At 52.9% G+C, this 12,990-nt stretch carries 12 protein-coding genes and 1 pseudogene; 8 read left to right on the top strand and 5 right to left on the bottom strand.

The window, feature by feature from the left end; genetic code table 11:
* Positions 1-97 precede the first annotated feature (97 nt).
* Together UTO39_RS19325 and UTO39_RS19320 are read left to right on the top strand one after the other, a co-directional pair.
* Complete coding sequence (locus UTO39_RS19325; RefSeq protein ID WP_320727838.1) at positions 98-994, top strand: sugar kinase; 897 nt, start codon at positions 98-100, stop codon at positions 992-994.
* A 34-nt stretch (positions 995-1,028) separates the two neighbouring features.
* Positions 1,029-1,823 carry a DeoR/GlpR family DNA-binding transcription regulator gene (locus tag UTO39_RS19320; protein WP_151412561.1) on the top strand — a complete coding sequence of 265 codons (795 nt, stop codon included), beginning with the start codon at positions 1,029-1,031 and terminating at the stop codon, positions 1,821-1,823.
* 36 nt (positions 1,824-1,859) lie between these two features.
* Here the strand turns inward: UTO39_RS19320 and UTO39_RS19315 are convergent, their stop codons facing one another.
* Both UTO39_RS19315 and UTO39_RS19310 read right to left on the bottom strand, forming a co-directional pair.
* Positions 1,860-4,790 carry an autotransporter outer membrane beta-barrel domain-containing protein gene (locus UTO39_RS19315; protein ID WP_320727837.1) on the bottom strand — a complete coding sequence of 977 codons (2,931 nt, stop codon included), beginning with the start codon at positions 4,788-4,790 and terminating at the stop codon, positions 1,860-1,862.
* 71 nt (positions 4,791-4,861) lie between these two features.
* Positions 4,862-5,479 (bottom strand): helix-turn-helix transcriptional regulator, encoded by a 618-nt coding sequence (locus UTO39_RS19310; RefSeq protein ID WP_320727836.1) that lies wholly within the window; start codon positions 5,477-5,479, stop codon positions 4,862-4,864.
* Between the two features lie 547 nt (positions 5,480-6,026).
* Here UTO39_RS19310 and UTO39_RS19305 point away from each other — a divergent pair.
* The 6 genes from UTO39_RS19305 (at position 6,027) to fabY (ending at position 10,219) form a co-directional block, all read left to right on the top strand.
* On the top strand, positions 6,027-6,770 hold the full coding sequence (locus UTO39_RS19305) for a transcriptional regulator (protein ID WP_320727835.1): 744 nt from the start codon (positions 6,027-6,029) through the stop codon (positions 6,768-6,770).
* Positions 6,767-7,237, top strand: a complete 471-nt coding sequence (locus UTO39_RS19300; protein WP_320727834.1) for a hypothetical protein — start codon at positions 6,767-6,769, stop codon at positions 7,235-7,237. Before UTO39_RS19305 ends, UTO39_RS19300 begins: the two co-directional genes overlap by 4 nt.
* 87 nt (positions 7,238-7,324) lie before the next feature.
* On the top strand, positions 7,325-7,924 hold the full coding sequence (gene yihX / locus UTO39_RS19295; RefSeq protein WP_045260234.1) for a glucose-1-phosphatase: 600 nt from the start codon (positions 7,325-7,327) through the stop codon (positions 7,922-7,924).
* Positions 7,918-8,799 carry a virulence factor BrkB family protein gene (locus UTO39_RS19290; RefSeq protein WP_045260235.1) on the top strand — a complete coding sequence of 294 codons (882 nt, stop codon included), beginning with the start codon at positions 7,918-7,920 and terminating at the stop codon, positions 8,797-8,799. Before yihX ends, UTO39_RS19290 begins: the two co-directional genes overlap by 7 nt.
* Complete coding sequence (gene dtd / locus UTO39_RS19285) at positions 8,796-9,233, top strand: D-aminoacyl-tRNA deacylase (protein WP_008501836.1); 438 nt, start codon at positions 8,796-8,798, stop codon at positions 9,231-9,233. Before UTO39_RS19290 ends, dtd begins: the two co-directional genes overlap by 4 nt.
* 44 nt (positions 9,234-9,277) lie before the next feature.
* On the top strand, positions 9,278-10,219 hold the full coding sequence (gene fabY, locus UTO39_RS19280) for a fatty acid biosynthesis protein FabY (protein WP_023331628.1): 942 nt from the start codon (positions 9,278-9,280) through the stop codon (positions 10,217-10,219).
* Positions 10,220-10,227: 8 nt separating this feature from the next.
* On the opposite strand, the gene UTO39_RS19275 is transcribed toward fabY, so the two are convergent.
* The 3 genes and pseudogenes from UTO39_RS19275 to UTO39_RS22360 form a co-directional block, all read right to left on the bottom strand.
* Entirely contained in the window at positions 10,228-11,148 is a 921-nt protein-coding gene (locus tag UTO39_RS19275) for an alpha/beta hydrolase (protein ID WP_320727833.1), read from the bottom strand.
* Positions 11,149-11,821: 673 nt separating this feature from the next.
* Positions 11,822-11,980 carry a hypothetical protein gene (locus UTO39_RS19270; protein WP_316330806.1) on the bottom strand — a complete coding sequence of 53 codons (159 nt, stop codon included), beginning with the start codon at positions 11,978-11,980 and terminating at the stop codon, positions 11,822-11,824.
* A gap of 492 nt (positions 11,981-12,472) precedes the next feature.
* Positions 12,473-12,835 (bottom strand): annotated as a pseudogene (locus UTO39_RS22360) (VENN motif pre-toxin domain-containing protein); the annotation flags it as partial.
* Positions 12,836-12,990 lie beyond the last annotated feature (155 nt).

Genomic DNA, 12,990 nt, shown 5'->3' with positions numbered 1-12,990 from the left:
GTATTTGTAATTTATAGTCAAAAAATTGACACGGGTCACTTTTTAAACATTTGATGAAATTAAAATGAAGACATCAGAAATCGCAGAAGGAATCACCATGACTCGCATCGTTTGTGTCGGCATAACCGTGCTGGATCGCATCTGGTATCTCGATGATTTACCTAAGGAAGGTGGGAAATATGTCGCGAAAGACTATACGGAAGTGGGCGGCGGCCCGGCGGCAACTGCGGCGGTGGCGGCGGCAAAACTGGGCGCGGACGTGGATTTTATTGGCCGGGTGGGGGACGACGATACCGGCAGACGGCTGCTCGCGGAGCTGGAATCCCTGGGGGTGAATACCCGCTACACGCGCGTCTTTAAAAGTGCCCGATCGTCACAATCCGCGGTGCTGGTGGACGGCAGCGGGGAGCGTGTGATTGCGAACTACCCCAGCCCCGATCTCCCTGCCGCGGCAGACTGGCTGCGTGAAATCGACTTCTCGCAATGGGATATCGTGTTAGCAGACGTGCGCTGGCATGACGGCGCAAAGCAGGCGTTTACCCTCGCCCGTCAGCAGGGCGTGCCGACAGTACTAGATGCGGATGTCACCCCGCAGGATATCGCGGAGCTGATCGCCTTAAGTGACCACGCGGCCTTTTCCGCGCCGGGACTGCGTCGCCTTACGCAGCTGGACGAAACAGAAAATGCCCTGAGAAAAGCACAAACGCTCACAAATGGACATGTGTACGTCACGCAGGGGCGAGACGGCTGCTTCTGGCTGGAAAATGACGCGCTGTGCCATCAGCCCGGCTTTGAGGTGAACGTCATTGATACCACCGGCGCGGGCGATGTTTTCCACGGCGCGCTGGCGTTCAGCCTGGGACAGCATTCCACCGCCGCAGACGCCGTGCGTTTTGCCAGCGCCGTTGCAGCCCTGAAATGCACAAAGCCCGGCGGGCGCGCGGGTATACCCGACTGTGATCAAACCCGCTCTTTTTTGTCACTTTTTGTATAAAATGCGGGGCGTGATGGTTTTCAGAGGACAGCCCATGAGCCTTACCGAACTGACCGGCAACCCGCGTCACGATCAGCTGCTGACGCTGATTGCCGACCGCGGATATATGAACATTGACGAACTGGCGCAGCTGCTGGACGTGTCGACGCAAACGGTGCGCCGGGATATCCGCAAGCTCAGCGAGCAGGGGCTGATCACGCGTCATCACGGCGGCGCGGGCAGGGCATCCAGCGTGGTGAACACGGCGTTCGAGCAGCGCGAAGTCTCGCTGACCGAAGAGAAGCGGGCGATTGCCGAAGCGATTGCGGACTATATTCCCGACGGCTCGACTATTTTCATCACCATCGGCACGACCGTGGAGCACGTTGCCCGGGCGCTGCTTAACCATAATCATCTGCGCATCATCACCAACAGCCTGCGGGTGGCGCATATTCTGTATAAGAACCCGCGCTTTGAAGTGATGGTGCCGGGCGGCACGCTGCGCCCGCACAACGGCGGCATTATCGGGCCTGCGGCAACCGCCTTCGTGTCTGGCTTCCGGGCTGATTACCTGGTGACCAGCATCGGAGCGATTGAGCACGACGGCGCCATGATGGAGTTTGACGTCAACGAAGCCAGCGTGGTGAAAACCATGATGGCCCACTCCCGCCACATTCTTTTAGCGGCCGATCATACGAAATATACCGCTTCTGCGGCCGTTGAGGTGGGTAACGTCTCGCAGGCTACTGCGCTCTTCACCGATGAGATGCCCGGCTCGGCGCTGCAAAATCATCTCAAATCCAGTAAGGTTGAAACGGTGCTGGCCTGTACCAGCGACGATATCGCCTGAAGCAAAAAAGCCGCTGATTTCTCAGCGGCTTTTTTGTTATTTGAAGCTGTATTTCACCCCCAGCATCCCCTGCGTATCGCGGTAGCCTTTGTCGCCTATCTGCTGAGCCACGTTGCCCCATACGCTAAGCTGCGGCGTAATCTGCCCCTCTATGCCTGTCTTAAGTTCACCGATATTGCGCGTACCGCGCATTTCATTGCTGACGTCATCCATGCGAATGCGCGTGGTCTGGGTATTGTGGATCCAGTTCGCTTCGATAAACGGCTGGAAGTTTCGTGATTTACCGTCATCCATCGCGTTATGTCCGCTGATGTAGGCCTTCACGCCGAGACGCGTCATCAGGTTCCCCTGGGTTTCGTCTTTCACCCGCGTACCGTTACGCTCGCGATGGTCGTCAGCCTGCACGTCCATCCAAACGGCCTGCGCCTTCGGCTGGATCCAGTAGCTGTTGCGGCCGCTTTCACCCACCTTAAGGCTATAGCCTGCTTCGACAGAGGCGGTCACGCCGCTGGAGCGATAATTCTCAGTGGCCTGATCCTGCCCCATGACCTTATTGTCAAACCAGTTATACAGCACCCAGCTATCTACGTAGGTGCCGCTTTTATCGGCTTCGTTTGCGTACCAGGTACCGTACAGACCTACGCTATAGCCATTCACTTCGCCACGTGAGTGGTATCCGGTCAGGCTGGAAGCGCTTCGGCTCTGGCTGTTGCCGTAGCCTGCCATCAGGCCAAGATGCCAGCGGTCCAGGCCGTCGCTGCTCCACTGGGCGACATCGCCGCCCAGCTGCAGCACGTAACGGTTAGCTGTCGTTTTTAGCTGGCCGCTGCCGTCGTTGAAACGCGTATGCCCGCCGACGTTACGCATCCACAGGCTCGTCACTTTTTGCTCGCCGGTGAGCATGTCGGTGTACTGCGTTTCACCCAGACGATCGTGCAGGCGGGTCATAAACAGCGTATTTGCCGCATAGCTGTTTGCCTGATAGCTGCCAAATTCCGGACGATACTGATGCTCGCTTTTCGGCGGAGCAGGTGGCGGTACCGGTTCTTGCGGCGGAATCACCGGGTCGACGGGCGGATCTACCGGAACGACAGGCGGGTCGACGGGGTCAACAGGTGGATCCACCGGGTCAACAGGCGGGTCGACCGGGTCGACCGGTGGGTCTACCGGGTCAACAGGAGGATCTACCGGGTCGATCGGTGGGTCAACGGGTTCAGCCAGGCTGGTCAGGAACCAGTTCTTACCTTTCTGCACAACGTTATAGTCATAACCTCCCGCCACGATACGGCTGGCTTTCTCAAACGTCCCTTCCGAGTTGCCGCCAACGCTGACAATTTCAATTCCTTCAACGGTTTGTGCGCCAGTACCGCCAATGTTATTCACTTCCACCTCGGTGTGACCGGAGGTGTTGCCTGCAACGATAAGTTTGTCCGTTTCCGAGGTATCGTCAAACAGCACGGTATTGAAAACCAGCTTGCCGCCGTTGCCGATGTAATCCTCGTTGACGGTCAGGGTCTGCCAGGCCGCGTCCTCAGCGTGCTGGAAATTAATCGTGCCGCCCGCATTCAGGGTCAGGCTGGTCAGCGTTGAGCTGTCGCGCATATTCCAGACGGCGTCATTCATCGTAAGCGTGAGAGTACCGGTCCCGGCAGCGTTGCTCTCTATGTAAGACGCCCCGTTCCACAGCGAGCTGTTACCCATCGTCAGCGTAATGGTACTGTTTTGTGCCGGAAGGGTACTGGTGGCCGCGACGCCGCCTGCGGCGAGGATATCGCCGTTAAGGATGAATTTTCCGCCCGTGGAGGCATCAATAATTCCACCGTTGCTGGCGTTCAGGGCATAGCTACCGTTGTCGCGCTGGCCTGCGGTGGTAATGGTTGCCCCACCGTCGAGCGTTATCACGCCGCGTGACCAGGCATACATCCCGTGCGGTGCCTGGGCGGAACTGCTGGTTTTCTCGCTGCTGTTGACCGCAATGGTGACGTTATCTCCCACATTTACCGCTGCTGTGTAAGCGTATATACCATGCGCGCTGGCACCGTTGGTGGTGATGGTTGCGCCTTCATCAAGAGTGATGGTTGACGAGCCGGTAGAATACACCCCGGAGGCACTGGCTGCGTCGGTGGTAATGGTCGCTTTTTTTCCCAGCTCGATTCTGGAGGCAGAACCCGCATACAGGCCGTAGGCCGAGGTGCCGAACGTTTCGATGGTGGCCTCATCTCCCAGACGGACGGATGAGCCGCTCTGGTTAGTACGTATCCCCTCGGCGTAGGTACCCCGCGTTACAATATGCGCACGATCGCCGACGATAATGTTATTTTTAGCCTTCGAGGCGTCATTCAGCGCATAAGCGCTAATACCGCGACCGGTACTGCCGGTGGTTTCGATATAAAGATCGTCACCCACATAAATATTGGCGGAGCCGAGAGAGCCCTGGCTGAAGGAGCTGTACCCGGCATTAATGCCATCGCCGCTTTGGCCATTAACGTAAATGTGGGTGCGGTCGCCAGTAATGATAAACACCGGGTTATTCGGCGTGTTCATACCATGGGTACGAATACCGTCGACATCTTTACCGTTATTGGCGGCCACTTTTGACTGGGTACGAATAGTCAGGTCGTCCCCAAATATCACCCCCGGGCTGCCGGACGTGGAGTTCTGGATAACGGTCACGGAGTGCTCGAAGGCTTCCGCTCCCGGCCCTTCAAGGGTGAGCCCATCCCCGTAGACTGGAATATTGCCCGGGCTATACTGGTAGACATAGTTAGGGTCGCTGGTATTTTTGCTAAAGTTCGCGTTGGCCGTTGTAGGAATCAGCGCCTGTATTTCCGCAGGCAAATCCGTTACTGCTCCGGTGGCAGGTAAATTAGAAAAATCGATAACTGCTGCATTCGCGGTAAATAGCGCTGACGAGAGTGCCAGCGAAATCGCAACGGCGACAGGTGAATGTTTCAATAAATATGGCATAACTGCCCCCTTTCTTTCAGGCGTAAAACATCCTCCACACCATTAAATGTGGGTATGTTAATAAATTGAAATTACAAAATAGAAACGAGTATTTTATGAATGCTGGTGCCTAGCTTCCTCTCTAATCGTATTTTATGAACATAAATTTTTTTCACATCAATGCTGGTTGTTTTTATTATCTCCTGGAGGCACATTCCTGACATAAACCTGTTAAGTAAAGTGAATTCAACAGCGTTCAGGGTATTTCCTCGCCTATTGTTCACTCGCCTGCCGGAAAAAAGATGGTTAATTTTTTCATGCAATAAAGCATCATTGTCATCAGAATAAATAATTCCCTTTATTTCACTGCGGTGAGTGAAGAAGTAATGAGCCAACGCCTCCAGTTTACGGTCCGTGATAAGCACGATGTGCATGTTAGTCATCGCCAGATGGTCAATCCATTGCGGATCGACAAGCAGGCGCAGGTTGTACATCGAAAAATCTACAAAAATAAAGCCGCGTAATAAGTGATTTGTGTTTCCAGACAATATTTTATTTTCAACTGCAAGTTGCAGGAAATGATTTCCCACCGGCCAAACTGCGAAGGAGGCGTTGCCACAGTATTGTGAGCGCACTGTATTATCCGGGAATAACTGACAGGACAATTCGCAGCTTATACAGCGGACAACTTTTTGCGACGATGTTATCATCCAGTCCACTCCTGTCTTATTTTCATTATCAATATTTCACTGCCTTTCAAATGTGTCAATCTTGAAACATATCCAGCGATCCTGACGTTTTTATGAGAAATAATCGCAGGGAATATAAATTCCTGGCGGTATCTATTCTTGCAGGCCGTAGACATAGCGACATAACATTGGTTGCCTGGTGTTATCCAGGAATATTCATTAAGCCATTAAGATTATTCGGCAAAAACAGCCCCGGAGGGAAATTCACTGAATAGCACTAATAGCTAAAGATTTGTCACCTCGATCTGCCTGAACGTCAGTCGTTTCTCAACGTGTGGCTCAATATAATTATTTAGCCTGGTGAAGTGTAATGAAATCTCATTATGTCCTTTTAGCTGAGGCTCACCTAAGAAAATCGTCTTGTAACAGATTGAAAAATAATACGATGTTTCTAATCTTAGGTAGAGAGGTGTCGTGTCCTAATCCTTCTGACCTATACTGTTGTTAAATATACGTATGATTTTTGGGTGTGCGTGGTTAAATATTGTTATTGCAGAGGAAAGTAAAATTGTATCTCATTAACAAGGTAGTCGAGTACGACCCGGAAAATAAAACCCTGGTGAATCCTATTACCGGGCGCACGATACTATTACAGCTTCCTGCCAATCTCTGCTTTCTTTATCTCGTAACCCATCCTGGCGAAATAATTTCGCAAAATCAGTTAATGGTTGTGGGATGGGGTGAGCGTAACGACGTCACCACGCCGAATACCTTTTATCAGGCCATTTTGACCTTGCGCAATGCGCTGGCTGAGGTGGGTTTACCGCGCGATACGGTAAAAACGATTTCACGTCGCGGGCTGACGCTTTCCGAAGCCACTCAGGTTGACGTTTTTACCCCAACCGCTGAGCCGGTAATTGCCGATAAAGACGCGCCAGTAGCCGAGGGCAGTGCGATGAAGAAGCCGGCGTGGTTGATAATAGCCACCGCTGCGCTTTTACTTATCGCGCTTATTAACGGGGTCATATTATATAAACATCACCAGAACATGCCGTTTAGTCACTACATTCCACTTTCAACGGGCAGCACGACCAACGCCTGCCAACTCTTTTATGCCCCTAATGAACCTATGCAGGACCAATACCTGCGCTTGTTAAAAAATTACCCTAGTCTGTGTGCCGGAAACCGATACGTTTTTCTCATCGGCTATAGTAAAACGGAGCGAATCGCGGCGTTTGTCTGTAATAACGATGCGCGACATGACGCGGCAGCGTTATGTACCACGCATTATTTTTGGGCACATGAGCAATGACGACACTCGGAAAACGTATTATTTTGCTGGCGGCGTTTCTGGGAGCTGCTATTACCAGCGGCTGGTTAGCGTATTCGCATTTTTCGAGTGCGCCGATACGCTGTACAGGTGATGTGGAGTGGACGATTGGTAAAAACCGATTTGTAGGAACGGTTTCCTGGCGAATGCAGCATCGGGAAGGAACCGCTGTCATTAACGGTAAACTGTTTGGTCACGTGGTTTCTGAAGTCAACCGTACCATCTATTTCCACTACAGCGATCACCAGAACGCGCGCGTATTAAATAACGATCGTATTGTTAAAACCTTCGCCGATAGTGCGGATGAGGCTGATATCAATGCAACGCTACCGGGCTTTTATCGTACGCCGGGAAGAGATCTGAGCCTGATGATTGATGAGTACCGTGGAGCGTGGCTTTTTGCCGCGTCGAACGTCCCTTCGCTGTACTGTCGTAAAAACGCGCCGTAAAAATCGATCGCACACCTTAGATGGCACGCATAGTCAAATCTCGTGATTCCCGCTACAGTTATCTCTCCACGGCGAAAGGAGATAAACATGCTTTATATCTTTGACTTAGGAAACGTAATCGTCGATATCGATTTTAACCGGGTGCTGGGGGCCTGGAGCGACTTTAGCCGTGTGCCGCTGGCGACGTTAAAGCAGGATTTCGCGATGGGTGAAACCTTCCATCAGCATGAACGCGGCGAGATTAGCGATGAAGAGTTTGCTGAACGCTTCTGCCAGGAGATGGGGCTTTCGTTAAGCTACGAACAGTTTTCCCACGGCTGGCAGGCGGTATTCGTCGCGATCCGTCCGGAAGTGATCGACATTATGCACAAACTGCGCGAGCAGGGGCATCGGGTGGTTGTGCTGTCGAATACCAATCGTCTGCACACCACCTTCTGGCCTGAGGAATATCCAGAGGTTAAGGCGGCGGCAGATAAGATCTATCTTTCGCAAGAGATGGGTATGCGTAAGCCGGAAGCGCGAATTTATCAGGCTGTTTTGCAGGCAGAAGGATTCACCGCGGCCGATGCGGTCTTTTTCGACGACAACGCCGATAATATAGAGGGAGCTAACCAGTTGGGTATCACGTCAATTCTGGTGACCGGAAAAGAGACGATACCGAACTACTTTGCGAAGCAGTTATGCTAAAAACCGTTCATCAAAAAGCCACGCATCATACTCGCCCGCTGAGGGCCTGGCTGAAGCTGCTCTGGCACCGCATTGATGAGGACAACATGACCACGCTGGCGGGTAATCTCGCCTACGTGTCGTTGCTCTCATTAGTGCCGCTGGTGGCGGTTATCTTTGCGCTCTTTTCTGCCTTCCCGATGTTTGCGGACGTCAGCCTGCAGCTTCGCCATTTCGTCTTCGCGAACTTCATCCCGGCCACCGGGGATGTTATCCAGAACTACATCGAGCAGTTTGTTGCCAACTCCAGCAAGATGACGGCGGTGGGGGCGTGCGGCCTTATCGTTACCGCGCTGCTGTTGATGTATTCCATCGACAGCGCGCTTAACACCATCTGGCGAAGCAAAAAAATCCGTCCTAAGGTCTATTCCTTTGCCGTCTACTGGATGATTTTAACGCTGGGGCCGTTGCTGGCCGGGGCGAGCCTGGCAATCAGTTCATATCTTCTCTCCTTGCGCTGGGCGAGCGATTTAAACAGCGTAATTGATAACGTGCTGCGTATTTTTCCGCTGATCCTGTCCTGGCTCTCGTTCTGGCTCCTTTATAGCGTCGTACCGACCACGCGCGTGCCTAACCGCGATGCGGTAGTGGGGGCGCTGGTGGCTGCAGTGCTCTTTGAACTGGGTAAAAAAGGGTTTGCCCTTTACATCACCATGTTCCCCTCTTATCAGCTGATTTACGGCGTGCTGGCGGTGATCCCCATTTTGTTTGTCTGGGTTTACTGGACCTGGTGTATCGTCTTGCTCGGCGCCGAAATAACTGTCACTCTCGGCGTATACCGCGAACTTAAAAAAGCAGCAGAAGCTGAAAAACAATTAGAAGCAGACCAACCATGATTGCATTGATACAGCGCGTAACCCGTGCCAGCGTCACCGTGGAGGGAGAGGTGACGGGTGAAATTGGCCCAGGACTTTTGGTGTTGTTAGGTGTCGAAAAGGATGATGACGAACAAAAAGCGAACCGCTTATGCGAGCGCGTGCTGGGCTACCGCATATTCAGCGATGCGGAAGGCAAGATGAACCTGAACGTCCAGCAGGCGGGCGGCAGCGTGCTGGTGGTTTCCCAGTTTACGCTGGCAGCGGATACCGAGCGCGGCATGCGCCCGAGTTTCTCTAAAGGCGCCGCGCCGGATCGTGCGGAAGCACTTTACGAATACTTTGTTGAGCGTTGTCGCCAACAGGAAATGAATACGCAAACCGGACGATTCGCTGCAGATATGCAGGTCTCGCTGGTGAACGATGGCCCCGTCACATTCTGGCTCCAGGTATGAGCCAACTGGCGGCGTGGCCGCGGGTAACAAGAGAGAGCACAGCTATGTATCACCTTCGAGTACCGCAAACGGAAGAAGAGTTAGAAGCGTATTACCAGTTCCGCTGGGAAATGCTGCGCAAGCCCCTGCATCAGCCAAAAGGCTCTGAACGCGACGCCTGGGACGCGATGGCCCACCATCAGATGGTGATGGACGAAGAGGGCAACCTTGTTGCCGTCGGGCGACTGTATATCAACGCCGATAACGAAGCGTCGATTCGCTTTATGGCGGTTCACCCGTCAGTACAGGACAAAGGCCTCGGCACCCTGATGGCGATGACGCTGGAGTCCGTCGCCCGTCAGGAAGGCGTCAAGCGTGTCACCTGTAGCGCCCGGGAAGATGCCGTGGAGTTTTTTGCCAAACTTGGTTTCGTTAACCAGGGTGAAATCACCGCTCCGCAAACCACGCCGATCCGTCACTTTTTGATGATCAAACCCATCGCCACGCTGGATGACATTCTCCACCGCGCGGACTGGTGCGGGCAGCTGCAGCAGGCCTGGTATGAACACATCCCGCTGAGTGAAAAGATGGGCGTGCGTATCCAGCAGTACACCGGACAAAAATTCATTACCACCATGCCGGAAATCGGCAATCAGAACCCTCACCACACCCTGTTTGCCGGCAGCCTGTTTTCCCTGGCGACGCTCACCGGCTGGGGGCTAATCTGGCTAATGCTGCGCGAGCGGCATCTCGGCGGCACCATTATTCTGGCCGATGCCCACATTCGCTACAGCGCACCGATAAGCGGCAAGCCGAGCGCGGTGGCGGACCTTGGCGCGCTGGGTGGTGACCTTGACCGTCTGGCGCGTGGCCGCAAAGCGCGCGTGCAGATGCAGGTTGAGCTGTTCGGCGATGAAACGCCGGGCGCGGTGTTTGAAGGAACTTACATCGTTCTCCCTGCGAAGCCGTATGGCGCGTATGAAGAAGGGGGGAACGAGGAGGAGTAATCGCCTGTTCACTCTCGTCGGATGTGATGAATCCGCCATGCGATATCCCGGATAACGTCTCGCGCTGACTGGCTAATTCCACCAAGCTGGAAGAAGCCGTGGATGACACCCAGCCAGCGCTGAGCGGTACACGTCACCCCTTGTTCCGTGAGGCGTTGGAACAGCGCCTCTCCTTCATCGCGTAGTGGATCGTACTCAGCGGTAATGATATGGACAGCCGGCAGGCCGCTGAAGTCTTCTCGCCACTGCGGGCTAACTTCAGGGTGCTGACGGTCGGCTCCAGCCAGATATATTTCATAGCCGCTCAGCAGGGTATCGCGAGTAATCACGTAATCCATGCCGTTGAGGCTATAGCTTTCAAAACTGGCCGTGGCGTCGAGCATGGGGTAGATAAGGATAAGCTGCGCAGGTTGCCACAGCCCTTTAGCCTTAAGCCGCAGCGCCGTCACCAGCGCCAGATGTCCCCCCGCGCTGTCTCCACAAAGGGTGATCTGATTCCTATCCACGCCCAATTTGTCTGCATACTTCCAGATCAGATCCGCACCTTTTTCGGCATCGTCATGTGCGGCGGGGAAGGTATGCTCCGGTGCCAACCTGTACTGAACCGCAATCACCCGGCAATTGCCGTAGCAGGCTAACTGACGGAGTTGGTTATCATGGGTATCAAAGCCGCCGCTGATAAAGCATCCGCCGTGATAGTAGATGGCAGCAGGCAATATTTCAGGCGCATTGAGAGGTGAAAACACGCGAATGGTCATATTTTCAATAACAAGCGTTTTAATCTGGACGCGCGTTTCTGTCTTCCCGGCAAGACCTGTGCTGAGAACATACCCCGCTCGTCGTAACTCAATAGTCTGACGACGTGATGAGGGGCGACCTGCAGCGATAAATCCTTTAACAAACCGTTCAATACCCTTTTCCAGTGCCATGAAAACCCCCTTAAGCTGTATGGATGTACAGTTTTATAGCCTGGTTTGATTCAAAAGAAAACAAGAATATTGTCGAGGATTATAAGCTAGAAAGCGGCTCGCAAGGGTGAGTGTTGTTATAAGCTGCGCTGTTCTCGCTCCTTATCGAAGAGGGTGTTGATGGTGCCGTTTGCATTTTCCGTGTCGCAGGAGAGGGCGGCAGTGTCCTGCGTCTAATTTGCTTTATTACGCACCACAATACGCACCAGCGAGTTATTCTCCACCACGCTTTCCCCGGTCTGCGCCTATGCCAACGCAGATGCCGTGCTGTCGCCCGTCATTTCGCCAAGTTTGGCATACCGATTCTGATGGGCCTTCATTACAAGTTGTCATGTCAACACCATGCTGACGTGACCACATAACTTCACTCCGGTCATATCCCACAAATTTCTGAAGCGAAAGTGATCATTTTTTTAGCGAATTAGCAACCCATAACATTGAACCAACAAAGCTACCTATACTTACACTTAATTTGATTAACAAAAGAAAAAACCTTGATGAAAAAGACATTTGTATCCCTCTATAAAAAAAGAAAAAAACTCCCCACATATATATAAAACCACCCCTGTTAGAAAAATTGACACTATGCTAAAAGCAATCAAAAAAAATAAAGGGAACATGAAATTTAGTGATTTCATTTACCACCTCCTGCTTTTTTCATTTTGTATTCTTTATATGTACCGCCAACTTCTGAAGATATACTATCTCCAATGTCGCCAATTGAACTGGGAACATTACTTGGCACCATTTCCTTTGAAATCCAGAAATCTCCTTTTATTTCAGTCAGCTGCATTAGCTCTGGGTTGAATTTCGGATCCCATCCAACTTTCCACCAGTTTGCACCAGAGTTTATTCATCACGAAAGGCCCTTACCGATACCATAGCCTGCGACAGAACCCACACCATTGATTAATGCGCCAGACAACGGGACTTTACCATCAATCCAGTTACCCAATGCCCCTCCGGCGGCATTCCAGCCCACAGTACCTACTGCGCCATAACCCCTACTAATTACGTTTACCCAGCCAGCAATAACTGCATTTGCCGGATCAATTGTGCCATAAAACCAATAACTTATACCTGCATTCGCTCCAGCCCCTAATGCCCAAAGTGCCAGTGCCTCCCCTGAGAGAAAAGCCGTTCCTCCAGATGCAATCGCCAGTGTGACAGCATCCCGCTCATTTATTGCTTTCTGACATGCCGCCCCGGACGGGTTATCGGCACATGACGCCATATCCGTTCCGTGTTGTCGTAACCACGCCGCCTGTGCATCTTCATTCCCGGCCATCAGGTTATTCTCCACCGTCGTCTTCCCGGCCTGCGCCCCTTCCACCGCAGATGCCGTGCTGTCGCCCGTCAGCCCGCCCGCGATGCCTGCGGCGAGGGTCGCCAGGGCGCTGATGGTCTGCTTTTCCCTTTCGCTCAGCGCACTAACATCCTTCCCGTACATCTCCAGCGCGAGCGTGCCCGCCAGCTCTCCGGCCGCAGCACCCGCTGAACCCGCAAGCGCGTCTTTCCCCTGCATTGTTGCCAGTGCGGCATTTGCCACCGCGTGGGCAGCGCCTTTTTCCATCCCGTCGTCCAGTCCGGACCGGTGACCGATAATCTCCGCCACGTACGGTGCGGCGGCTCCGGCCAGCGCGGTGGTCGTAACCACGCTGCCTGTGCATCTTCACTCCCGCCCATCAGGTTATTATCAACTATAATTTTTCGTTTTTATAATAAATATACCAGCATCCAATGCCAGCAATGATTGCTCCAAAAGAAAACCCTTTGATTATCCTAAAAAAGCCAGGGAGATAC

The organism is Enterobacter sp. 118C5, from assembly GCF_034107645.1.
Taxonomy (GTDB): Bacteria; Pseudomonadota; Gammaproteobacteria; order Enterobacterales; family Enterobacteriaceae; genus Enterobacter; species Enterobacter nematophilus.
This window is presented reverse-complemented; position numbering and strand designations above follow the sequence as displayed.